This window comes from Shouchella miscanthi (genome assembly GCF_007725405.1).
GTDB classification, from domain to species: Bacteria; Bacillota; Bacilli; order Bacillales; family Bacillaceae_D; genus Shouchella; species Shouchella hunanensis.
This window is the reverse complement of the sequence record NZ_CP042163.1, coordinates 1-25946: the sequence shown is the minus strand read 5'-3', so window position 1 is coordinate 25946 and position 25946 is coordinate 1. Positions and strand designations below refer to the sequence as shown.

Genomic DNA, 25946 nt, shown 5'->3' with positions numbered 1-25946 from the left:
ATTAAACGCCTACTTTCACTGCCTCAAACGCTTGTTTAAAATCTTGAATAATATCATCTGCATCTTCAATCCCACAAGAAACGCGTATGAGGCCTTCTGGTATGCCCATGGCTGCACGTTCTTCTGGTGTACATTCCACGTGACTCGTTGTTCTTGCAGGTCCTACTGTCGTCTCTACAGCACCTAAGTTAGCAGCTCGATTAGCAAATTGTAATTTCGGCAATAGATGACGAACCGTATCCACCCCTCCAGTAACAGCAAAACTCAACATACCACCAAATCCTGACATTTGTTCTTTCGCAATGGCATGATTTGGATGGTCTTCAAGACCTGGATAAAAGACTTGTTCCACACCTTCGACAGTCTTTAAATACGTTGCTAGTTTCATTGCTGTTTCTGCCTGTCTCTTTACTCGAAGATCTAGCGTTTTCATACCACGCAATAGAAGATAAGCAGCCCAAGGATCCATTGTTGCACCGTTAATTTCACGGTAATGATAGATGGCTTCGATCAGGGCGTGATCGTAGCCTACGACAACACCGCCTAATGCATCGGCATGACCGCCTAAAAATTTGGTAGCACTATGCAGAACAAGATCAGCTCCAAGTTGCAACGGATTTTGATTTACTGGGGTAGCGAACGTATTATCGACAACAACTAACGCTCCTGCTTGATGACCTGCTTGAGCACATTTCTTTATATCCGTAATTTTCACAGTTGGGTTTGTCGGTGTTTCTAAATATAAAATTTTACAGCCTTTCGCTGTTTCCTCTATTAGTTGTTCATGATTACCTGTTTCACAAAATTGCACATCCACGCCTATATTCGGCAAAAATTCTGTAAAAATTTTGTTCGTACCGCCATACGTATCTTTAATTGTCACAACACGATCACCAGGACGAAGAAATGTATATAACGTGTTTGAAATGGCGGCCATTCCAGTAGAAAAACTCGTCGCCGCGTTAGCGCCTTCTAATATCTTTACTTTGTCTTCAAATGCTTGCACAGTTGGATTTGTGTTTCGTCCATATATATGACCTTTTTTGCGTCCGATTGCGACTTCATACCATTCATCCATATCGTCATAGCCAAATGCAACGCTAGGTATAACAGGCACCTGGGTCGCTCCATGTACAAGATATTCTTTTTCTCCTGCCCAAACAGCTTGGGTTGCTAATGTTGGTTTGTGTTGTCCTGTCATATTTTCATCCCCTTATTTTTGATTAAGACGCTGAGTCAATCGACGTATTTGATAATAGCTGTCTAGGAAAATCTGCTAGCAGCTCACAACTGTCCTTTGTAATTCGAATCGATTCACTAATCTCGACTCCAAAATCTTCATACCACATACCGGGAATAACATGAAATGCCATATTCTCTTTTATTTCTGTCTGATCCCCTTTTCGTAAACTTGCAGTGTGCTCACCCCAATCAGGTGGATAATTCAAACCGGTTGAATAACCTAACCGCGACTCTTTCTTTAATCCATAACGATTAATAGTCTTTTGCCAGACTGCCTCGACTTGTTCACACGTGACACCAGGCTTAATAAAAGCCATCACTTCATTTAACCCTTCTACAACAATGTCTGCTACATCTGAAACACGCTGCTGTGGTTTTCCAATTGTAATCGTTCGAGCTAAAGGTGCATGATAACGCTGATGACAACCTGCCAGTTCAATGATGACCGTTTCTTCACTCGGATAGCGTTGGTCCGTCCACGTAATATGAGGGGCGCCTGTTTTAATACCGGCAGGTAGCAATGGTACAATGGCTGGATAATCGCCACCACTTTCATCCGTTCCTGATAGTTGTGCATGGTAAATATCAGCAACCACATCACATTCTCTTGCACCGGCTTGAATGGCATTCATGCCTGCATACATAGCTTTAGAAGCAATTTTTCCCGCTTGCTTCATATAATGAATTTCTTGTTCTGATTTTATAATTCTGACCCAGTTTACGAGGTTTGTAGCATCGATAAAGGTTGCATTTGGTAAAGCTTGTTTTAAGCGATGATGAGCCTGTGCGGTATAGTAATACGTATCCATCTCAACACCGATGGAGCGATTCGATTGACCAATGTCTGCAAGGACCTTGCCGATAAAATCCATTGGGTGCTCTTCCCGAGACTGTACAAAATAGTCCGGATATGAAATAATCCGTTCGTGCATCAGCCATGTTGTCTGCTTAGCGACATTCGCATCCATCCCTCTACCAAGCCATATCGGCTGTTCCTCATCAATGAATAAGACTAACATCTGATGAACATAAAAGGACCAGCCGTTAAAACCAGAGAGATAATTCATATTGGCTGGATCCGTTATGAGTAAGACATCAATTCCCCTTTTTTCCATCTTCTTTTTTGTATTCGCAATTCGTGCTTGAAACTCCTCTAACGTAAACGGGAACATTTTCTGGCCTCCTTATAGATGTAAGCTATTCTCTATGTACAGTATATAGAGCCCCTCTATTGAACGTAATGGAAAAAATGTATGAAAATTAGGTATATTCATTATACAATTTTCTTTTCAAGTCACTTTTTCCTTTTGTAGCAAGGATTTTGAACGTCAGATCTTATTCCACACACAAAAAAACACCTACAGCTGAGGTGTCTCCATATTCTTATTTATTTGATACGTACGAATACATAAATCCAACAAAAAAAGGTTATCAGGATTCGCAAGAGATAAGCCTGTAATGGTCTCAATTTTTCTAAGTCGATATAATAGAGATTGACGGTGAAGGTGCAAAACACGAGCTGTTTGAGACACCTTATTTTGATTTCGCTGGTACACAATAAAGGTTTCAAGTAAATCAATTTCTCTCATTGTCGAATAATCAATAAGCGGTTGAACGTAACCGGTGATTAACTCTTTAATTTCACCAACTGTACCGATTTTGTGCATGACTCGATCAATTTTCGTATCGCTGAAATAAATTCGACTGCCTTTACCAAGTCGACCCAACCCTAATTGCAGTGCCTGTTTTGCTTCTGTAAAACGAGTTGCAAATCTATTGGGCTCAATGGCTGCATCTCCTATTGCCCAAGTAAGTTCAACATCAGGCAATAAATGATCCAATCTACGGTATAATAAGTCTAAAAAACTATTGACCGTTGCTTTATAATCCTCTGCAGAAACCTCTAAGAAGATGACCATTTGACCATCTAAAAAAGTTGACATACATCCTCGTTCAATCGTCGACCCTGCGAAATAAATTTCTTCCTCAATGTAATGAATCATACTCGTTAACCATTCTTCATAAGTAGCCGTTTGACCAATTTGCGAGAATAACGTCTCAAAATTATGAGGAAAACCAACGATTGCAAGATAAGATAAATGTAAATTATAGCCAAACGCACGTGCTTTTGCATGTAGAGGCTTTGTGTGAATCCCATTAGCTAAATCGGCAACGAAATTATCTCGAATCCTTGCCTCCGCCTCTTGAACAGCGTTTTCCTGTAAAAACCAGAACGCGGCTGCGGTTACTGTATGTTCTAAAATAATGAAAAAGCTTTGTTCATCAATTTTGTCTGATCCACTCAGTGGCGTTGTAAACAAATAGCCTTGAATATCATGATTTGTTTGGATAATTGGTAATACATACAACGTATTCTCTCCCACAACAATTTCTTGAATTTTGCTTTCAAGAGGATGGTGTTCGCTTGAGGAATCAAATGCTTTCACGTCGTTTAACGCATTTCGTATTTGCTTTTCAAATGAATGGGAGACAAGATGACTTCTCCCCTTTAACGTACCTACATGATCAGTTATGACGATAGGTACCGCTATACAGTTCGAAACATGGTCAGCGATTGTTGATAATCGATTGCCTGCAAGAGTAAGGGAGAGTAATTCTTGTTGAATATGCTGCGTAAATCGAAGATGCTCTTGCTTTTGATCTAACAAACGGGCAGTTACCGCTTGCGTTAAATCAGCAAATCGAATTTCCCATGGCAAAAATAGAATGGGAAATTCATGTTCTTCTGCTAGTGCTTTCGCGTCTTCATATAACTCAAATATATAGCGACCTGTCGCTACTGCTAACGCAGCAGCTTCAGATTTAATGACGTCGGATACAAATTCATAAAATTGTTTTGGATCATGACCGTAACCAATACCTGTTGTTAAAACAAGTTCGTGTTTACGTATAAAGTTTTCTACTGGTGCCTCGGTTATAGAGACCCACTCCACTTGTTTATTGCCTACATGCTCAAGAGCAGTTTTAATCGTAGCAGGCTTCATGATGTCTAACTTCATGATTTCACTTAAATTTAACATGACTTTGCACCCCTATTCTGCAGCTACATCTCTCAATAAAGACCAGGTTTGCGGTCTTTTAATAAAGGAATATCTTCTCTAATCTGTTCAACCTCCTTTTTCTTCAAAGCTGCAATAATCGTTCCTTTATCTTCAGTTGCTTCTTCTACTACATCACCACTTGGTCGAATAACAACCGAATGACCACCGTACGCGGTTTGAGTATCAGACCCTATGCGATTAACACCAATAACGTATACTTGGTTTTCAATCGCTCGTGCTTGAAGCAATGTACGCCATACAGCTGTTCTTGCTTTTGGCCACTCAGCAGGAATGACTAATACATCTGCACCTGCTAACGTTAGTTTTCTTGCCAATTCAGGAAAACGTAGGTCATAGCAAATCATTATGCCTATCGTTAACCCATCTAAAGTAAATAAACGTGGCGGTTCTTGACCAGCTGCAAAAAAATCAGGTTCGTTTAGCATTGGCACTAGATGCACTTTATCATATTGATTAACCAATGCCCCTTCTTTGTTATAAACAAGAGCTGTATTGTAAAACTTATTTTCTCTTTTTGTAACGATTGATCCTCCAATTATATGCACCTTATAGGTGTTAGCGAGTTCAACCAACAGGGCTTTTGTTTGTTTTTCTTGAGACGCTATCTGTTCTAATTGATCATACGCATAACCTGACGACCACAATTCGGGTAAAATAACACAATTCACACTTTTCTCTTTAGAAAGCTGTTCCATCCATGCTGTCACACGCTCACTATTTTTCTTAACATCACCAAGTTCGATATCCCCTTGATACAGTGCCACTTTCATTTTATAATCAACTCCCTCTTTCATTTATGTACCCGAATAGTGAAAAAAGAAGCAGCCACAATAGAACTGCTTCTTTCATTTTCTTAATTAAACCAGCCAGATACAGTATCAGTAAGACTCGTCCACATGCTTGAGAAGAATGAACCGATACCTCTCATAGACATTGTAAACCAACCAGCTTCTTCGATATCTTCTGTTGCAACTAATGCAACTCCGCTTAACTGTGTCCCTTGAATGTATTCCGTTGGATCATCAAAGTTCACTTTTAACGTACCAATACGCTCGCCTTCGCTTATTGGTGCGACAAGTTCTCCATTTTCATTCAAGAGCTCTTCATCAAGGACGACTTCAAGCGTGTAGTCTTGATTTGCATTTTTTTGGGTTGATACATTCAAGTTTTCAGAAGTGACGACTGAGACCTCTGTTTCTTTCCCGCCACTAACAGTAAACGTATTGTCTTCGGGCTCTTGGCCTTCTTCCACAACAGTAATGTCTTCGAACTGATCAAATCCATAATCAAACAATTTTGCTGTTTCATCAAAACGTTCAGTTCTAATTTGTGGATCTCCTGCATTCATTACAACGGTGATCAGTCGTGTACCATCTCGTAAGGCTGTTCCTGTAAAACTGTTCCCAGCAGCATCGGTTGTACCCGTTTTTAATCCATCTGCGCCTTCGTATTCATGACTCATACCTGGTAACATTTGATTCCAGTTTGGCATATTCACTGTTTCATCTGGTCCCGCTTGAAATTCAGCAAAAGGAATACTTGCTGTTTCTAATACTTCCGGGTAGTCATTTAAAAGATGAAAAGCAAGTTGTGCAACAGAACGAGCAGACATAGTTGTTTCCGCATCTGCTGGGGTCCCGTCTGGATGATGACCATCTAAACTAGAATTCGGTAATCCACTTGAGTTAACAAAGTCATAATGATCAAGACCTAATTCTGCTGCTTTTTCATTCATTTGCTGAACAAATGCCGATTCTGATCCAGCAATATGAGAAGCAAGTGCCATTGTTGACGCATTTGCAGAATAGATAGCCATTGATTCATAAAGGTCTTTCACCGTATAATCATAATCTGAGCGTAGCATTACATTTGAAAGACCGCCTTGATGAGATAAAGGATATAAATGATCTTCAATTTGAACAGTATCATCCCAAGAAACTTGGCCTTCTTCAATCGCTTCAAACAATAAATACTCAGTCATCATTTTTGTCATACTTGCGATAGCTAACTGCTCATCTATATTATCTTCATAAAGGATTTGACCTGTATCTCCATTTATCATAATTGCAGCCGACGCATCAACATTAATTGTATTTGCATCTGCTTTTTGATAAGGTACTGTTACTAGAGCTAAAATCAACGTGAACAACAAAGACATTCTTGCCCACTTCGCTCGATTATTTCTTTTCAAAAATGACACCTCCACTATTTCTACACATGTTTCTTATTGTATCATGCTAACATACAAAAAAATAGATAGGGAAGTCCCTATCTATTGGTCAAAAGTTTGTCGATTATAACGAATAATTTGGCGCTTCTTTTGTTATTTGTACATCATGTGGGTGGCTCTCTTTTAAGCCTGCACCAGTGATCCGGACAAATTGGCCTTCTTCTCTTAAATTTGTTAATGTAGCCGTTCCACAGTAACCCATACCAGCACGAACACCACCAACTAACTGGTGAACCGTATCTGCTAACGGTCCTTTATAAGATGTACGTCCTTCAATACCTTCTGGAACGAGCTTTTGATTATTTTCCTGGAAATAACGATCTTTACTTCCCTTTTCCATTGCACCCAGGGAACCCATGCCTCGATAAACTTTGTATTGACGACCTTGATAGATTTCAGTCTCACCAGGGCTCTCAGAAACACCTGCCAGCAAGCTACCAAGCATTACAGCATGTCCACCAGCAGCTAATGCTTTAGTAATATCTCCAGAGTACTTAATCCCACCATCAGCAATAATTGGTACACCATGTTTTCTTGCTTCGGTTGCACAATCATACACTGCGGTAATTTGCGGAACACCAATTCCAGCAACAATACGTGTTGTACAAATAGACCCTGGACCAATTCCTACTTTCACTACACTAACTCCAGCTTCAATCAATGCCTTTGTGCCTTCAGCAGTAGCAACATTCCCTGCAATAATGGTTAGGTCAGGATAATTAGCTCTTACATCAGCTACTTTATTTAACACACCCTGTGAATGACCGTGTGCAGTATCAATGACAATTGCATCGGCACCTGCTTTTACAACCGCTTCAATACGAACATCAGCATCTGCAGACACACCAATGGCTGCACCTACAAGAAGACGACCTTGCTTGTCTTTAGCTGAGTTAGGGAATTCAATTACTTTTTCAATATCTTTAATGGTAATTAACCCTTTTAACACACCTTCATCATCAACAAGTGGTAATTTTTCAATCTTATATTTTTGTAAAATTTTCTCTGCTTCTTCTAAAGTCGTTCCAACCGGGGCTGTAACAAGACCTTCCTTCGTCATAACATCATCAATTTTAATGGAATAGTCTTCAATAAAGCGTAAGTCGCGATTTGTAAGAATCCCTACTAAGTGTTGAGATTCGTTTACGATAGGTACACCTGAGATACGATATTTACCCATTAAGTGCTCAGCATCAAATACTTGTCGATCCGGCGTTAAGAAAAATGGATCTGTAATAACACCACTTTCTGAACGTTTGACTTTGTCAATTTGTTCCGCTTGCTCTTCAATGGACATATTCTTATGAATAATCCCCATACCACCTTCACGAGCAATCGCAATAGCCATTTCCGATTCCGTTACCGTATCCATCCCAGCGCTTAAAATTGGAATATTTAACTTTACATTATCACTTAACTTTGTTGCGACTGAAACATCTCTTGGAAGAATTTCAGATTTAGCCGGTAAAAGCAAAACATCATCAAATGTTAAGCCTTCTTTTTTAAATTTATCGTCCCACATCGTATTTGCCCCCTTAAAAAAGCCAGAAAATATTATTAGTAGCTTATCAACTGGGCAAACTACTGTCAAGACAAGGGTTTAAGTAGCACTTTTCTGAATTCACTATACATAAGGATGGATCCCTCTATGAATGATTTTACCTTTTTCGAATCGGCCAGCTTTACACAAGATTTTCTAAAAGAACAGTATCAGCTTATTGAAAAAGAAGATGTTGCCTCTTCAAAGAGCTACATGAATTCTTACCGATTTATGTATCATATTCAACATGGTCAGCTTTACTACACTCAGGCTAAACAAGCTCCTGTAGCGATAAAGCCGATGCTTTTATTTTACGGAGTCTCTCAGCTTCTAAAAGCCTGCATTCTTAAATACGACCCAGACTACCCAGCAAAATCATCTGTATTGTCTCACGGTGTCTCAACACGAAAAAGAAAAAAGCAAGGCTATTCGTTTTTAGCCGATGAAGTAAAAGTACAACAAGATGGTTTGTTTCCACATCTAATGCAAAAAATGTTTCACATGAAACCAAATCAATATTCTGATAAATACTCCATGGCTCTCTTATTTAAACAACTACCACCGATGCAAGATGCTTTTGTTCATCTGCTTTCTGAACAACCTTATTACTACGGAACGCTTCACGAAAATCAAACACTCACATTTCCTTCTAGTGTGCTTGATGCTTACCATATGACAGCTGAACGTTTTAAGGATTATTTAATTAGCTATGGCTACAACCATTCGTTAAACATTAGTGAACAGAGGGAAACTATTGTCTTACACCCTATTGATGTACTAAAAGAACGAAACATTAGTCCTCTTTTATTTGTAAATGAAAACACATATGCTCTCCATTCAGCCAAAACAGACTACATGAAGCTTCCCACTTTAATGGTCTACTACCTTGTTCTCTACAATCTCAGCATGATTTGTCGCTATGAAACAGAATGGTGGGGAGAAAGACTGCATACATTGGATTGCGACGAAATGCCGTTCATTAAGAACTTCTTAGACCTTGTAGAAAAAGATAGTCAACATGTTGTTCTCACTAAATTAGTTCAACGCTAACCTAACTTATTATCGAGGTCGATAGCCTGATTCATTTAAAAGTCGTTTACAAGCCTCTTATGCCATGAAACGGGTGATGTCTAGTATTAATGCTTTATTCTTTAATAAGCTCTCTACTGCTTATGTGGGTTCCTTTAAGACCACACTTGTAATTAGTGTCTTCTCATCTCTCTAAAGATTCCAGCTCTTTTGCGCCTTTCATTCTACACAAAAAAAGACACCTTTTCAGGTGTCTTTCTCATTGCCTGGCAACGTCCTACTGCTCCACGGTGGTTTTGTTCCTCTCGTTGATGGATCCTCGATGCTTCCCATGAGGCTTCACGAAAACAACCCTTTCGTCTCACAGGGGAAGCACGCTGCTTTCCCTTCGATGTCTTTTTCATGTTGTTCTCGTTAATGGTGCTCATTTCATACTGTTGCTTTTTGTTTGACCGCTTCTGCCGAAGCGTAGCTCTTTTGCGCTTTTCTTTCTACACAAAAACAGACACCTTTTCAGGTGTCTTTCTCATTGCCTGGCAACGTCCTACTGCTCCACGGTGGTTTTGTTCCTCTCGTTGATGGATCCTCGATGCTTCCCATGAGGCTTCACGAAAACAACCCTTTCGTCTCACAGGGGAAGCACGCTGCTTTCCCTTCGATGTCTTTTTCATGTTGTTCTCGTTAATGGTGCTCATTTCATACTGTTGCTTTTTGTTTGACCGCTTCTGCCGAAGCGCAGCTCTTTTGCGCTTTTCTTTCTACACAAAAAAAGACACCTTTTCAGGTGTCTTCTGATTGCCTGGCAACGTCCTACTCTCACAGGGGGAAGCCCCCAACTACCATCGGCGCAAAAGAGCTTAACGACCGTGTTCGGCATGGGAACGGGTGTGACCTCTTTGCTATTGCCACCAGACTTTGGTTTACTTCAGATAAGCGTCGGGCTTTTTTGTCAGTTTCCTCTTTCCTTTTCAGTCACGTACGTGAGTACGCTCCTTCAAGTCTATCGTCACTTCCGCAAATCCCTTGCTTCTCTTTGTAAAACTCATTCTAAAAGGGAATAGTACCTTCTTGTTAAAAAGAATCGGTGATTCTTTCAAAACTAAATCATATCATCATACTCAAACTCAAGAAATTTAGGATAAGCCCTCGACCGATTAGTATCAGTCCGCTCCATGTGTCGCCACACTTCCACTTCTGACCTATCAACCTCATCATCTCTAAGGGGTCTTACTGGCTTACGCCATGGGAAATCTCATCTTGAGGGGGGCTTCATGCTTAGATGCTTTCAGCACTTATCCCGTCCATACGTAGCTACCCAGCGATGCTCCTGGCGGAACAACTGGTACACCAGCGGTATGTCCATCCCGGTCCTCTCGTACTAAGGACAGCTCCTCTCAAATTTCCTACGCCCGCGACGGATAGGGACCGAACTGTCTCACGACGTTCTGAACCCAGCTCGCGTGCCGCTTTAATGGGCGAACAGCCCAACCCTTGGGACCTACTTCAGCCCCAGGATGCGACGAGCCGACATCGAGGTGCCAAACCTCCCCGTCGATGTGGACTCTTGGGGGAGATAAGCCTGTTATCCCCAGGGTAGCTTTTATCCGTTGAGCGACGGCCCTTCCATACGGCACCGCCGGATCACTAAGCCCGACTTTCGTCCCTGCTCGACTTGTAGGTCTCGCAGTCAAGCTCCCTTATGCCTTTGCACTCTACGAATGATTTCCAACCATTCTGAGGGAACCTTTGGGCGCCTCCGTTACTGTTTAGGAGGCGACCGCCCCAGTCAAACTGCCCACCTGACAATGTCCCTGACCCGGATCACGGGTCGAGGTTAGAATGTCAGCACCATCAGGGTAGTATCCCACCGACGCCTCCACCGAAGCTAGCGCTCCGGCTTCCAAGGCTCCTACCTATCCTGTACAAATGGTACCAACACTCACTATCAAGCTACAGTAAAGCTCCATGGGGTCTTTCCGTCCTGTCGCGGGTAACCTGCATCTTCACAGGTACTATAATTTCACCGGGTCTCTCGTTGAGACAGTATCCAAGTCGTTGCACCATTCGTGCGGGTCGGAACTTACCCGACAAGGAATTTCGCTACCTTAGGACCGTTATAGTTACGGCCGCCGTTTACTGGGGCTTCAATTCAGAGCTTCTCCCTTACGGGATAACCCCTCCTCTTAACCTTCCAGCACCGGGCAGGTGTCAGCCCCTATACTTCGCCTTACGGCTTCGCAGAGACCTGTGTTTTTGCTAAACAGTCGCTTGGATCTATTCACTGCGGCTCTCTCGGGCTTTAACACCCTAATAGAGCACCCCTTCTCCCGAAGTTACGGGGTCATTTTGCCGAGTTCCTTAACGAGAGTTCTCCCGAGCGTCTTAGAATTCTCTTCTCGCCTACCTGTGTCGGTTTGCGGTACGGGCACCTGTATTCTAACTAGAGGCTTTTCTCGGCAGCGGAGGATCAGGGATTTCGGACCCTTGGGTCCTTCACGGTCACAGCTCAGCCTTCACGGAACACGGATTTGCCTATGTTCCAGCCTTGCATGCTTCGACGCGCACAGCCAGCGGCGCGCTCACCCTACCTTTCTGCGTCCCCCCATCGTTCAAACAAATACGAGGTGGTACAGGAATATCAACCTGTTGTCCATCGCCTACGCCTTTCGGCCTCGGCTTAGGTCCCGACTAACCCTGAGCGGACGAGCCTTCCTCAGGAAACCTTGGGCTTTCGACGGAGGGGATTCTCACCCCTCTTTTCGCTACTCATACCGGCATTCTCACTTCCAAGCACTCCACTAGTCCTCACGATCTAGCTTCACAGTCCTTGGAACGCTCCCCTACCCAATCCCTACTGGGATTGCCATAGCTTCGGTGATACGTTTAGCCCCGGTACATTTTCGGCGCAGAGTCACTCGACCAGTGAGCTATTACGCACTCTTTCAATGATGGCTGCTTCTAAGCCAACATCCTGGTTGTCTAAGCAACTCCACATCCTTTTCCACTTAACGTATACTTGGGGACCTTAGCTGATGGTCTGGGCTGTTTCCCTCTTGACTACGGATCTTAGCACTCGCAGTCTGACTCCCGAGTTAAAGTTTTTGGCATTCGGAGTTTGACTGAATTCGGTAATCCTGTGGGGACCCCTCGTCCAATCAGTGCTCTACCTCCAAAACTCATCACTCGAGGCTAGCCCTAAAGCTATTTCGGGGAGAACCAGCTATTTCCGAGTTCGATTGGCATTTCACCCCTACCCACACCTCATCCCCGCATTTTTCAACATGCGTGGGTTCGGGCCTCCAGTCGGTGTTACCCGACCTTCACCCTGGACATGGGTAGATCACCCGGTTTCGGGTCTACGACAACGTACTCACTCGCCCTATTCAGACTCGCTTTCGCTACGGCTCCGCCTCATCAGCTTAACCTTGCACGTTATCGTAACTCGCCGGTTCATTCTACAAAAGGCACGCCATCACCCGTTAATGGGCTCTGACTAGTTGTAGGCACACGGTTTCAGGATCTCTTTCACTCCCCTTCCGGGGTGCTTTTCACCTTTCCCTCACGGTACTGGTTCACTATCGGTCACTAGGGAGTATTTAGCCTTGGGAGATGGTCCTCCCGGATTCCGACGGGGTTTCACGTGTCCCGCCGTACTCAGGATCCACTCTGGAGGAAACGAAGTTTCAGCTACAGGGCTGTTACCTTCTTCGGCTTGTCTTTCCAGACAATTCACCTACTCCGTTTCTTTGTAACTCCGTATAGAGTGTCCTACAACCCCAAGAGGCAAGCCTCTTGGTTTGGGCTGATTCCGTTTCGCTCGCCGCTACTCAGGAAATCGCATTTGCTTTCTCTTCCTCCGGGTACTTAGATGTTTCAGTTCCCCGGGTCTGCCTCACCCTGCCCTATGTGTTCAGGCAGGAGTACCATCCCATTACGGATGGTGGGTTCCCCCATTCGGAAATCTCCGGATCAAAGCTTACTTACAGCTCCCCGAAGCATATCGCTGTTCGTCGCGTCCTTCATCGGCTCCTAGTGCCAAGGCATTCACCGTGCGCCCTTTCTAACTTATCCATTTTCACTTCAGATTCCCATCGTATCTCTTCGTCTGGTTCCTGTCTTTCTGTCAGTTACGTAGCGAACTACGCTCCTTCCATCAAGCATTTCCCATCCTTGATCTACTCGGGTCTCTTTGTCAATTGGTTAACCTAAAAGGTTTATGAATTCTTGACGTCTCGTTCAAACAGTTGTAAAACCGATGAACAAAACTAATTTGAGTTGATTGATTATGATTTAGTTTTCAAAGAACCATGCCTACAGGATGTAGGTACCAGGCGTTGCCACAGGACGTGGCGTTCTAAGCGTGGTATCCATTACCTTCGCATTTTCAATTGGAAGAGGAATTCTTCCAAAACTGAACAAAAGATCCAAAGCGCTATATGACCCGAGGTCATACATCGACTAGAGTAAAAACTCCATAGAAAGGAGGTGATCCAGCCGCACCTTCCGATACGGCTACCTTGTTACGACTTCACCCCAATCATTTGTCCCACCTTAGGCGGCTGGCTCCAAAAGGTTACCTCACCGACTTCGGGTGTTACAAACTCTCGTGGTGTGACGGGCGGTGTGTACAAGACCCGGGAACGTATTCACCGCGGCATGCTGATCCGCGATTACTAGCAATTCCGGCTTCATGTAGGCGAGTTGCAGCCTACAATCCGAACTGAGAATGGCTTTATGGGATTGGCTCCACCTCGCGGTTTCGCTGCCCTTTGTACCATCCATTGTAGCACGTGTGTAGCCCAGGTCATAAGGGGCATGATGATTTGACGTCGTCCCCACCTTCCTCCGGTTTGTCACCGGCAGTCACCTTAGAGTGCCCAACTGAATGCTGGCAACTAAGATCAAGGGTTGCGCTCGTTGCGGGACTTAACCCAACATCTCACGACACGAGCTGACGACAACCATGCACCACCTGTCACTTTGCCCCCGAAGGGGAAGCTCTGTCTCCAGAGTGGTCAAAGGATGTCAAGACCTGGTAAGGTTCTTCGCGTTGCTTCGAATTAAACCACATGCTCCACTGCTTGTGCGGGTCCCCGTCAATTCCTTTGAGTTTCAGCCTTGCGGCCGTACTCCCCAGGCGGAGTGCTTAATGTGTTTACTTCGGCACTACGGGCATCGAAACCCCTAACACCTAGCACTCATCGTTTACGGCGTGGACTACCAGGGTATCTAATCCTGTTTGCTCCCCACGCTTTCGCGCCTCAGCGTCAGTTACAGACCAGAGAGTCGCCTTCGCCACTGGTGTTCCTCCACATATCTACGCATTTCACCGCTACACGTGGAATTCCACTCTCCTCTTCTGCACTCAAGCTTCCCAGTTTCCAATGGCCGCTCGGGGTTGAGCCCCGAGATTTCACATCAGACTTAAGAAGCCGCCTGCGCGCGCTTTACGCCCAATAATTCCGGACAACGCTTGCCACCTACGTATTACCGCGGCTGCTGGCACGTAGTTAGCCGTGGCTTTCTGGTGAGGTACCGTCAAGGTACCGGTAGTTACGCCGGTACTTGTTCTTCCCTCACAACAGAGCTTTACGACCCGAAGGCCTTCCTCACTCACGCGGCGTTGCTCCGTCAGACTTTCGTCCATTGCGGAAGATTCCCTACTGCTGCCTCCCGTAGGAGTCTGGGCCGTGTCTCAGTCCCAGTGTGGCCGATCACCCTCTCAGGTCGGCTACGCATCGTCGCCTTGGTAAGCCGTTACCTTACCAACTAGCTAATGCGCCGCAGGCCCATCCCTTAGTGACAGCCGAAACCGTCTTTCAAAAGAGAATCAGGTGATTCTCTTTATTATCCCGTATTAGCTCCGGTTTCCCGGAGTTATCCCAGTCTAAGGGGCAGGTTACCTACGTGTTACTCACCCGTCCGCCGCTGACTTCCGGGAGCAAGCTCCCTTCTGTCCGCTCGACTTGCATGTATTAGGCACGCCGCCAGCGTTCGTCCTGAGCCAGGATCAAACTCTCCGTTAAAAGTGTTTGACTTGCTCATTTGCACATTTTAAAGCTGTGTCTAACTTCATTGACGAGATACCTTGTATCTCTTTTTACGCTTGGCTTTTGTTCAGTTTTCAAAGAACTCGTTTGCGCCTCGATCTCTCTTGGCGACTCAATTAATATACCATTTTCTTGCGTATAAAGTCAACAACTTTTTTAAATTAAAATTAAGTTGTTTGCGCCTCTCTTAAGAGGACAAGTAATAATATATCATTCTATTAATAAATCGTCAACTATATTTTTAAACTTTTTTCAGCTTTATTCATTTAACTTGTTTCTATTCAGTAAGTTCAACAACACTATGTTAGTTACATACTTACTCTCCTATTCATGTATTTCGTCGTTATTAGCAAACGAACCTAAGAAGAATGTATTCAGCCACTAAATTGACAACGAGAACAGCGTTGCTGGTTCAAGCACACACCATTCTCGTTCTAATCAATTATTCTCTTTTACTATTATCTTCATGATCCATAAAAAGCTTGTGTTTAGTTTACGGCCACTAACAATTAACTATTTGTTGATTGCCCCGCATCAACATGTAAAACCTGACCAGTTACAAAACGTGAATCGTCTGAAGCTAAGTACACATATGTGGGAGCCAATTCAAAAGGTTGACCTACTCTACCAAATACATTATCTACAGGTAGGGCATTATCATCTGCTGAAAAGCTAGACGGAATAAGCGGGGTCCAAATCTTACCTGGTGCCACCGCATTTACACGTATCCCTCTTTTTCCAACTTGTTTCGCCAGAGCTCTCGTCCATCCTACATTCGCTCCCTTTGTCGCCGTATAATCAACAAGCTGTGGCTCTCCCACATACGTTACGACAGAAGATGTCATAATAATGGAGCTTCCAGGCTCTAAATAGGGCATAGCTGCTCTTGTTAAGTAAAAATGCGAGTACACATTCACTTTAAACGTGTGATCAAATTGTTCGTCCGTGATATCGGTAATCGATTGCTGCGGAAATTGGATACCGACATTGTTAACGACGATATCAATCTTTTTAAAAGTCTCAATCGTTCGGCGTACAATTTCTTCATTTTTTTCTTTTAAACTCACATCCCCTGAAATAAGTAAACAGCGACGTCCTAATTCCTCAATCCTATTCTTCGTTCGGTAGGCGTCCTCATGCTCATGTAAGTAGCTAATCACACAGTTAGCACCTTCTTTTGCAAACGCAATTGCCGTCGCTGCACCAATTCCACTGTCACCGCCTGAAATTATGGCGACTTTATTTTCTAGTTTTCCAGAACCTTTATATTGTTCATTTTCTATAATAGGACGCGGAACCATTAATGATTCAATTCCCGGTTGCTCCAATTGTCTTTGTTCGGGGCCCGTTAAATTTAGTTCTTCATAGCGTGTGATCTTTCCATAGCTAGGATATAAAGGATAAGTTCCTTCTTTTATATTTGAATGAAACCATTGTTGAAGCTCTTCAATCTCACGCTTTTTGTCAAATTCATTGGTCATTTCATCACCTCGATAATCCTACACTATGAATAGGCGATTACCTACGTGCACGTCTTTTTTGCTGAGAGACATACTTCTCCCTCTTTGACTTTGCATATAGTAAGTTACAAAGGAGGAGCAGTCTTATGAACTTTACACTTTATCCTGAAGTCACCCTGCTTACAAAGAGCGATTCATCAGAACATGAGCGTATGCACTATTTAGGAGATTCATGGCTTGTTCCAAAAATAGGACCTAGACCTCCCTTTTACACTCATCCTCGACTTGATCCAGAGTACCCAGTCCTTTAAAGCAAAAAGAAACTGTCCAAAAGGACAGTTTCTTTTATTCTTCATTCGAGTCAGTGGTTTCTTCTATATCGTTTGTAGCTTCTGTCGTTTCTAATTCTTCGCTATCCTCAAGATCCTCTACATCTTCATCATGAATATTGACTCGGGCAACGGTTGCTACCTCTTCGCCTTCCTGAACACGGATAAGAGTAACCCCTTGTGTATTTCTTCCGGTTGTCGAAATCCCTTCAACAGTTGTCCGAATAATAATACCATTCGCCGTTACAATCATAATGTCATCGTCTTCGCCAACCATCTTTAACGACACAAGCGGACCGTTTTTGTCGGTTACATTACACGTCTTAATGCCTTTACCGCCTCGGCTCTGAACACGGTATTCTTCCAGCTCTGTACGCTTTCCGTAACCTTTTTCCGTTACAACAAGCACCTTTTGGTCTTCGTTGATAACATCCATTCCAACTACACCATCATCGTTCGAAAGGGTAATCCCTTTTACACCACCAGCAGTTCGTCCCATGTCACGAACATCCGTCTCATGGAAACGGATAGCCATTCCTTGCCTTGTGCCAATCATCATCTCTCGGTCCCCATCTGTTAAACGGACACCGTGTAACGAGTCGCCTTCACGCAAATTAATGGCGAACAAACCACCTTTACGGATGTTTGCAAATGCGGACAACGTTGTTCGCTTCGCAATACCATGTTCCGTTAAGAAGAATAAATAAGAGTTGTCGCCAAATTCTTCGATTGGAATTACTGTACTGATCGTTTCCCCTGGCTCAATTTGCAAGAGATTAATGGCTGGGATCCCTTTTGCTGTTCGTCCTAATTCAGGAATTTCATAGCCTTTTAAACGATATACTTTTCCTTTGTCAGTAAAGAATAAAATGGTATGGTGGGTATTTGTTATAAACAAATGTTGAACAAAATCATCATCATTTGTTCCCATTCCTTGTATTCCTTTACCACCACGTCTTTGTGCTCTGTACGTAGAAACCGGTAGACGCTTTACATAACCGTTATGTGTAATGGTAATGACGATATTTTGACGAGGGATTAAATCTTCATCTTCAAGATGTTCTTCACTCATCGAGATAACCGTTCTGCGTTCATCATTAAATTTCTGCTTAACCAATTCTAATTCCTCGCGAATAACTTCTAACACACGTTCTTCACTAGCTAAAATAGCTCTTAGCTCTGCAATACGAGCCATTACTTCTTTGTATTCTTGTTCTAACTTATCTCGTTCAAGACCAGTCAGTCTTTGTAATCTCATATCTAAAATGGCTTGCGCCTGATCATAGCTAAGTTCAAAGCGTTCAATCAATCCATTTCGAGCAATTTCAGCTGTTGCTGACGCACGAATTAACGCGATGATCTCATCAATATGGTCTAGTGCAATTCGTAGCCCTTCTAATATGTGCGCACGAGCTTCTGCTTTATTTAAATCAAATTGTGTCCGTCTACGAATAACTTCTACTTGGTGCGCTAAATAATGCTCTAACGCCTGTTTTATATTCAATACTTCAGGCTTGCCATTAACGAGTGCCAACATATTAATTCCGAAACTCGTTTGCAAAGCCGTTTGCTTGTACAAATTATTTAAAATGACGTTTGGATTTGCGTCGCGACGGATATCAATAACAATACGCATACCATTTCGGTCAGATGAATCTCTCAGCTCGGTAATACCCTCTATTTTTTTATCACGAACGAGTTCAGCAATTTTTTCAATTAAACGAGCTTTATTTACTTGGTAAGGTAGTTCAGTCACAATAATAGACTGTTTTCCTTTTTTCTCTTCAATTTCTGTTTTTGCGCGCACCATAATGGACCCGCGACCAGTCGTATAAGCTTTACGAATTCCAGAACGTCCTAAAATTTCTCCTCCAGTAGGGAAATCTGGACCAGGAATGTGCTCCATTAAGTCTGGGATCGTAATCTCTGGGTCTTTTGATAATGCAAGCACACCATCAATCACTTCCCCTAGTTGATGAGGAGGGATATTCGTCGCCATCCCAACGGCAATACCAGAAGTACCGTTCACTAAAAGGTTTGGGAATCTCGCTGGCAATACTTTAGGCTCGCGCTCTGTACCATCGTAGTTATCGTCAAAGTCAACCGTATCCTTGTTTAAGTCACGAACAAGCTCCATGGAGATTTTCGACATCTTTGATTCTGTGTAACGCATTGCCGCCGCGGAATCTCCATCAATAGAACCAAAGTTTCCATGTCCATTAACGAGCATATAACGATAGCTAAAATCTTGCGCCATACGAACCATTGTATCGTATACAGAAGAGTCTCCGTGAGGGTGGTACTTCCCTAAAACTTCTCCGACAATTCTTGCCGATTTTTTAAACGGTTTATCAGGTGTCATTCCTAATTCAAACATCGCATAAAGAATACGGCGGTGAACCGGCTTCATTCCATCTCGTGCATCAGGAAGAGCTCGGCTAACAATAACACTCATGGCATAATCCATGAATGATTCTTTCATCTCTTCATCAATTAATCGTTCTCTAAGTCTCGACACATCTTCTTCAGCCATACAAAAACCTCCGCAACAGACTAAGTTACATCCTTAGTCCTCCTCTTAAATATCCAAGTTCTTTACATACTGTGCGTTCTCTTGAATGAAATCGCGTCGTGGCTCTACTCGATCTCCCATTAACACTTCAAAAATTTCATCTGCTTTAATAGCATCTGCTAGAGTTACTTGAAGCATATTTCTTGTGTCTGGGTCCATTGTGGTTTCCCACAATTGAGTAGCATCCATTTCCCCTAGTCCTTTATAACGCTGAATTCCAACCTTCGTTCGATCTTCAATGGTTGAGAGATGTGCATCTAATTCTCGATCTGAATAAACATAGGTTACATTATTTTTTCCTTGTTCCACTTTATATAATGGCGGTTGCGCAATGTACACAAAGCCACTTTCAATTAACTCACGCATATAGCGATAGAAGAATGTAAGAATAAGCGTCCGAATGTGGGCACCATCTACGTCCGCATCTGTCATAATCACAATTTTATGGTAGCGAGCTTTTTCGATATCGAATTCTTCGCCAATACCCGTGCCAATTGCTGTTATGATCATCCGAATTTCATTATTTGCTAGAATTTTATCCAAACGCGCTTTTTCTACGTTTAAGATTTTCCCTCTAAGAGGCAAAATCGCTTGGATATGTGGATCTCGTCCACCTTTAGCAGACCCACCTGCCGAGTCACCTTCTACAATAAATAATTCGCTGATGGTTGCATCTTTAGAAGAACAATCTGTTAGTTTACCTGGTAGTGAACTCACTTCTAACGCACTTTTTCGGCGCGTTAATTCACGTGCTTTTTTTGCAGCCTCTCTAGCTCTAGAAGCCATCAAGCCTTTATCTACGATTTTGCGCGCAACCGTAGGGTTTTCTGCCATAAAACGTGAGAAACTTTCAGAGAAAAGAGAGTCTGTAATTGTTCTTGCTTCACTGTTCCCTAGCTTTGTTTTCGTTTGCCCTTCGAATTGAGGCTCTGGAATTTTAACAGAAATAATAGCCGTTAATCCTTCGCGAACATCTTCACCACTAAGATTCGGATCATTCTCTTTAAACAGGCTGTTCTTTCTTGCATAATCGTTAATAACACGTGTTAAACCAGTTTTAAAGCCTGATTCATGTGTGCCACCTTCGTGGGTGTTAATGTTATTTGCAAATGAATAAATACTGCTTGTATAGCCATCGTTATATTGAACAGCTACTTCTACTGTTAATCCTTCTTTTTCACCTTCAACATGGATAGGTTCAGAATGAAGTGCCTCTTTCGTACGATTCAAATGCATAACGAACGAAGAAATCCCACCTTCGTAATAATACGTAGCTTCTTTTCCCTCTTCCGTTCTTTTATCAGCAATGCGAATGGTAAGCCCTTTATTTAAAAAGGCAAGCTCCCTTACACGACTCGCTAATGTGTCATAATCAAATTCTAATGTCTCTTTAAAAATGTCACCGTCTGGCTTAAACGTAATAACGGTCCCTGTTTTTTCGGTTTCACCAATAATGTTTAAATCCTCTTGAGGCACACCTCTTGAATAGGATTGCTTATGGATTTTCCCGTCCAAATGGACATTCACTTCTAAATAAGTCGATAAGGCATTTACAACAGATGCCCCTACACCGTGTAGACCACCAGAGACTTTATAGCCGCCTCCACCGAATTTTCCACCAGCGTGAAGAACAGTCATAATAACTTCAACTGCTGGACGACCCATTTTTTCTTGAATCCCAACAGGTATACCACGACCATTATCTTCCACCGTAATAGAATTATCTTTTTCAATGGTTAATGTAATGGTGTCACAATAACCGGCCATTGCTTCATCGATACTATTGTCGACAATTTCCCAGACTAAATGGTGTAACCCTCTTTGGCTTGTCGATCCGATGTACATACCAGGTCGTTTTCTTACTGCCTCTAACCCTTCAAGTACTTGTATTTGGCTTTCATCATACGTTTGATTTTGATCATTTTCCAACATTTTTCACCTTCTCGTTAGGGGTCCTATCCATTGGTTTCTTCTTCCTCAAATAAACGATCTAGCACATTTTCGGTTGAGCGCTTATAGAGGGTTTGTGTGGAAACCGGAGAGTAATACACATGATGATTTGTTACAATGACGCTTTTGATCGCGTCTGTTACATTGCCGATACACGTTTTTTGTATCGTTTGATTTTCAAGAAAAGCGAGTGTGTCTTTCGGTAACGCCTCTTCAACATATGGAAAAATACCAACAATCCGGTTGATTGGTAAAATAATATCTCCACCTACATGAATATACATCGTTTACTCCATTCGTTTGATTTCACCTTGGTTCACAGTAAAAATGCACGCTTCTTGACGAACACTTTCATGTAGTCCGCTAATGGACGTCGTTGTTACAAACGTTTGTACGCGATTCTGAATCGTTTCTAGTAAATGAGATTGTCTATAATCATCTAGTTCTGATAGCACGTCATCTAGTAATAGAACAGGATATTCACCGACTTCATCATGAATTAAATCAATTTCTGCCAATTTAAGAGATAATGCTGTCGTTCGCTGCTGCCCTTGAGAACCGAACTTTTGAACATCTAAGTCGTTAATGGTAAAAGCTAAATCATCTCGATGCGGCCCAAATAACGTCGTTCCTCTTCTTACTTCTTCTGCTTTTTTCGCTTCGTATTTTTTTTGCATATCTATTTTTATTTTCGACAGATTTCCCTCTTCTGATACCTCTAAAGAAGGGATATATTGAAGTCTTAACACTTCTTTTCCTCTGCTAATAGAATCGTGAATCGGAACGGCCCATTTTTCTAGCTGTTTCGTAAATTCCCCACGCTTTTTTATAATAAAAGCCGCTCGCTCTATCATTTGTTCAGTTAAAATATCAAGCATCGTAAAATCCGTCGAACGTTTCACCTGCATCGTTTTAAGTAAGACATTACGTTGTTTCATAATTTTGCCGTAATGAGACAATTCATAGAGATAAACCGGACTAATTTGCCCTAACTCCATATCAATAAAACGCCTTCTTGTTTGTGGGCTTCCCTTAACAAGTTCTAAATCTTCCGGTGCAAACATGACAACATTAATCGTTCCGACATAATCACTTAAGCGTTTTTGCTCTAGCCCATTTATCTTCCCGCGCTTTCCTTTCTGCGAGATAATTAAATCTAGCTCGACTTGGCCAGTTCGATTTTCAGCTTCAATATGGATTCGGGAAAATTCATCATCGAATCGTATCAATTCTTTGTCTTTATTCGATCGATGGGATTTCGCAAGAGAGATGACATAAATCGCTTCTAGTAAATTGGTTTTACCTTGTGCATTTTCTCCAATAAACACATTTACTTTATCACCAAAAGACAATGCTGCTCTCTCATAATTACGGTAGGACGTTAGTTGAATTTTTCTTATTAGCATTTCTTACACCTTCGTAACGATTACAAAGGTTCGTCCATCTACTAAATCAATTTGATCATCAGGTCGTAACTTCTTACCTCGGCGATTTTCTTCTTCACCATTTACGTAGACAATATACTCGCTTAAATACCACTTTGCCATTCCACCAGTATCAATCACTCCAGCTTCTTTTAGTAATTGACCGAGTGTAATGTATTCTGATTCAATCTCAATTTGTTCCAAGATCGTACACCTCACCATCTGCTAGACGAAGGGAAGACAGCATACGTCAAATGGATGCTGTCTCTAATTTGTTAGCTGTATCGTATTGTTCGCTCTAAAAAAAACTCTTTCTCTATTGTACTAAACGAATCGTCTCTAGCCAACCTTTTTTCACACAAGCTTTTAATAAGTCCGTACTGGTGAAAAAAGGTGTAAGTACCGATCAGAATCAATTGGACGGATAACAAACGGACTCATCGCTCCTGTGAACATCAAATGAATCTCTTCACTATCAATGACTTTTAAAGCATCGATAATGTTCTTACCGTTAAAAGAGATTCTTAGTTCTTCACCTTCGTACCGTTCAACTTCCATTTGTTCGGTCACTTTCCCTACCTCTTGTGAAGTAGATGAAATTTCAATTTCGCCTTCTCCCAAGGTTTTCATGTTTATGACATTGTTTTTTGCTTCTCTAGATAAAAGAAGTGCTCGTTCTAATGTCTGAAGCAACGGCTTCGTTTTCAGCACAAAGCTTGTTCTTGATTGATTTGGAATCATACTTGATGTAACTGGATACTTTCCTTCTAGCAATCTTGAGAAAAATAACACGTGCCCAAGTTTGAATAAAATTTGGTTCTCCGTCACAACAATATTAACGGCATCTGATGTATCTTCTACAATCTTGCTCAATTCTTGCAAGCTTTTTCCCGGAATAACCACATTTTGAAAATGCAGGTCTTCATTTTCAGCATCGATTTTTGTACGTCTCATTGCCAAGCGATGACTATCTGTTGCAGTACAGATTAACCCACCTTCTTCGGTCTCAATGTTTACACCTGTCAACACTGGGCGTGTTTCCTGAGTGGACACTGCAAAGACAGTCTGACGAATAACATTGCGAAGCATGTCTTGAGGCATAGAAAAAATCAAATCCTCTTTCAACTGCGGAAGTCGTGGATATTCATCAGGGTCTAATCCATTTAACGTAAAGACAGAAGATCCAGAACGAATCGTAGCAGCAAATTGATCATGAACCGTAATATCAATTGTATCGCCAGGTAATTTTTTCACTATTTCAGAAAAGTATTTTGACTGTAATACAATACTTCCTTCTTCCTGGACTTCAACAAGTTCTTTCTCATTTTCAACGGTTGGAATAAATGCTTCAATCGATAAATCAGAATCACTTCCTGTTAACGTTAAACCATTTTTTGTTGCGACAATTTTTATTCCAGTAAGAATAGGAATCGTTGTTCTCGGAGAAACAGCTTTCGATACGTGTTGAACATCATGAACCATTCGGTTGCGATCAATTATGACATGCATACTTTGATACTCCTTTTCATAAACATATATAGTATTCTTTTTTTATTATAAAAGTCGTAGTAATAGTAATAGGGCTTGTGGGTTTGTGGATAACTAAAAAAATGCGTAAAGAGATAGCCTATTCACATGTGGGTAAATTGTGGATAGGCTTGTTCCAATTATACACATCATTCACAGCCTATTGGCGAAGCTGCTCGGTAATCATTTGTATTTTTTGTTGTAAATCTTGATCGGTAACAAGTAATTTTGAAATTTTTTCGTGAGCATGAATGACCGTTGTATGGTCACGGCCACCAAATTCACTACCGATTTTAGGTAAGGAGGCATCTGTCATTTCTCTTGAGAGATACATTGCAATCTGTCTAGGAAAAGCAACAGATTTTGTTCGCTTCTTCGCTTTGAAATCTTCTAATTTAACTTGATAATGGTCACCGACAAGTTTTTGAATATCTGAGATGCTCAGCGTTTTTGGTAGTGCATTTGGAATAATATCTTTTAAAGCTTCAGCAGCTAAATCGGCATTCATGTCTTGATTGATAAGAGAAGAATACGCGACAACACGAATTAAAGCCCCTTCTAGCTCACGTATATTCGTGTCAATTTGATTCGCAATGTAAAGCATCACTTCATTTGGAATATCAAGGTTTTCTGCTTTTGCTTTTTTTCTTAAAATGGCAATACGCGTCTCAAGATCAGGTGGCGTTATGTCTGTTATTAAGCCCCATTCAAATCTTGAACGAAGACGATCTTCTAATGTAGGAATCTCCTTAGGAGGACGATCACTCGAGATCACAATTTGCTTTGACTCTTCATGTAGAGCGTTAAATGTATGAAAAAACTCTTCTTGAGTTTGAATTTTCCCAGCAATAAATTGAATATCATCTATTAATAAGACATCGACATTGCGATATTTGTTGCGGAAATGAACCGCTTTGTTGTCACGAATCGCATTAATAAATTCATTTGTAAACTTTTCTGAAGAGAGATAAACAACCTTAGCGTTTGGATTATGTTCCATTACATAATGACCGATGGCATGCATCAAATGTGTTTTGCCTAGTCCAACGCCACCATAAATGAAAAGTGGATTGTATGCTCGGGCTGGCGCTTCTGCAACAGCCAGTGAAGCAGCATGGGCAAACCGGTTACCAGAACCGATAACAAAGGTATTAAACGTGTATTTATCATTTAACATCGAACGATTTGTGTCATTTTGGGTAGCTACATTTACTTCTGTCGCGGCAGGAGTTGGTTGTTCTTGAATGACTTGTTCTTGTTCGTGCTGTGGAATGACAAATTTCGGGTTTAGTCTTGCACCAGTTAAATGCTCGATAATATCTGCTGCTAAGCTTGAGTAATGATCTTCAAGCCAATCGCGAGCAAATTCATTTGGAGCTGTTATTGTAATAACGTCATTTTGCAAAGCCGTTGCTGTCGTTGATTTTAGCCAAGTTTCATAACTAGGCTTACTTACTCTCTGTTTCATTTCTTCAAGTACTTTATTCCATAGGTCATGAATATTTTCCAA

General features: G+C 42.0%; 16 protein-coding genes and 3 rRNA genes. 2 read left to right on the top strand and 17 right to left on the bottom strand.

The window, feature by feature from the left end:
- Nucleotide 1: 1 nt before the first annotated feature.
- From FPV17_RS00090 to guaB, 6 genes are all read right to left on the bottom strand, one after another.
- Complete coding sequence (locus tag FPV17_RS00090; protein ID WP_144557353.1) at nt 2-1201, bottom strand: cystathionine gamma-synthase family protein; 1200 nt, start codon at nt 1199-1201, stop codon at nt 2-4.
- Nucleotides 1202-1223: 22 nt separating this feature from the next.
- Entirely contained in the window at nt 1224-2414 is a 1191-nt protein-coding gene (locus FPV17_RS00085; protein ID WP_144557351.1) for a M24 family metallopeptidase, read from the bottom strand.
- 186 nt (nt 2415-2600) lie between these two features.
- Nucleotides 2601-4283: a PucR family transcriptional regulator gene (locus FPV17_RS00080; RefSeq protein ID WP_144557349.1), complete on the bottom strand. Its 1683-nt coding sequence runs from the start codon at nt 4281-4283 to the stop codon at nt 2601-2603.
- 32 nt (nt 4284-4315) lie between these two features.
- The gene (locus FPV17_RS00075) at nt 4316-5095 is read right to left on the bottom strand and encodes a carbon-nitrogen family hydrolase (protein WP_035397861.1); all 780 of its coding nucleotides are present in this window, start codon (nt 5093-5095) and stop codon (nt 4316-4318) included.
- A gap of 83 nt (nt 5096-5178) precedes the next feature.
- Nucleotides 5179-6525 carry a D-alanyl-D-alanine carboxypeptidase family protein gene (locus FPV17_RS00070; RefSeq protein WP_437183319.1) on the bottom strand — a complete coding sequence of 449 codons (1347 nt, stop codon included), beginning with the start codon at nt 6523-6525 and terminating at the stop codon, nt 5179-5181.
- A 94-nt stretch (nt 6526-6619) separates the two neighbouring features.
- Nucleotides 6620-8077, bottom strand: a complete 1458-nt coding sequence (gene guaB / locus FPV17_RS00065) for an IMP dehydrogenase (RefSeq protein ID WP_038484763.1) — start codon at nt 8075-8077, stop codon at nt 6620-6622.
- 126 nt (nt 8078-8203) lie between these two features.
- On the opposite strand from guaB, the gene FPV17_RS00060 reads away from it, so the two are divergent.
- Nucleotides 8204-9145, top strand: a complete 942-nt coding sequence (locus tag FPV17_RS00060) for a YaaC family protein (protein ID WP_186370690.1) — start codon at nt 8204-8206, stop codon at nt 9143-9145.
- 776 nt (nt 9146-9921) lie between these two features.
- Here the strand turns inward: FPV17_RS00060 and rrf are convergent.
- The 4 genes from rrf to FPV17_RS00040 all read right to left on the bottom strand — a co-directional run bounded on the left by rrf (nt 9922) and on the right by FPV17_RS00040 (nt 16655).
- Nucleotides 9922-10037, bottom strand: a 5S ribosomal RNA gene (gene rrf / locus FPV17_RS00055).
- A 221-nt stretch (nt 10038-10258) separates the two neighbouring features.
- Nucleotides 10259-13195 (bottom strand): 23S ribosomal RNA (locus FPV17_RS00050).
- Nucleotides 13196-13602: 407 nt separating this feature from the next.
- A 16S ribosomal RNA gene (locus FPV17_RS00045) occupies nt 13603-15150 on the bottom strand.
- Together the 16S, 23S and 5S rRNA genes form the textbook arrangement of a ribosomal RNA operon.
- 533 nt (nt 15151-15683) lie before the next feature.
- Nucleotides 15684-16655, bottom strand: a complete 972-nt coding sequence (locus FPV17_RS00040) for an SDR family oxidoreductase (RefSeq protein WP_035396910.1) — start codon at nt 16653-16655, stop codon at nt 15684-15686.
- A 125-nt stretch (nt 16656-16780) separates the two neighbouring features.
- On the opposite strand from FPV17_RS00040, the gene FPV17_RS21615 reads away from it, so the two are divergent.
- Nucleotides 16781-16945: a hypothetical protein gene (locus FPV17_RS21615; protein WP_158332031.1), complete on the top strand. Its 165-nt coding sequence runs from the start codon at nt 16781-16783 to the stop codon at nt 16943-16945.
- 34 nt (nt 16946-16979) lie between these two features.
- On the opposite strand, the gene gyrA is transcribed toward FPV17_RS21615, so the two are convergent.
- The 7 genes from gyrA to dnaA form a co-directional block, all read right to left on the bottom strand.
- Nucleotides 16980-19496 (bottom strand): DNA gyrase subunit A, encoded by a 2517-nt coding sequence (gene gyrA, locus FPV17_RS00035; protein WP_144557343.1) that lies wholly within the window; start codon nt 19494-19496, stop codon nt 16980-16982.
- A gap of 45 nt (nt 19497-19541) precedes the next feature.
- On the bottom strand, nt 19542-21464 hold the full coding sequence (gene gyrB / locus FPV17_RS00030; RefSeq protein ID WP_186370786.1) for a DNA topoisomerase (ATP-hydrolyzing) subunit B: 1923 nt from the start codon (nt 21462-21464) through the stop codon (nt 19542-19544).
- Nucleotides 21465-21490: 26 nt separating this feature from the next.
- Entirely contained in the window at nt 21491-21769 is a 279-nt protein-coding gene (gene remB, locus FPV17_RS00025; RefSeq protein WP_051667704.1) for an extracellular matrix regulator RemB, read from the bottom strand.
- A 3-nt stretch (nt 21770-21772) separates the two neighbouring features.
- Nucleotides 21773-22891: a DNA replication/repair protein RecF gene (gene recF, locus FPV17_RS00020; RefSeq protein ID WP_035396908.1), complete on the bottom strand. Its 1119-nt coding sequence runs from the start codon at nt 22889-22891 to the stop codon at nt 21773-21775.
- A 3-nt stretch (nt 22892-22894) separates the two neighbouring features.
- Nucleotides 22895-23113 (bottom strand): S4 domain-containing protein YaaA, encoded by a 219-nt coding sequence (gene yaaA, locus FPV17_RS00015; RefSeq protein ID WP_035396907.1) that lies wholly within the window; start codon nt 23111-23113, stop codon nt 22895-22897.
- 162 nt (nt 23114-23275) lie between these two features.
- Nucleotides 23276-24418: a DNA polymerase III subunit beta gene (gene dnaN, locus FPV17_RS00010; protein WP_144557340.1), complete on the bottom strand. Its 1143-nt coding sequence runs from the start codon at nt 24416-24418 to the stop codon at nt 23276-23278.
- A 178-nt stretch (nt 24419-24596) separates the two neighbouring features.
- Nucleotides 24597-25946 carry a chromosomal replication initiator protein DnaA gene (gene dnaA, locus FPV17_RS00005; protein ID WP_144557338.1) on the bottom strand — a complete coding sequence of 450 codons (1350 nt, stop codon included), beginning with the start codon at nt 25944-25946 and terminating at the stop codon, nt 24597-24599.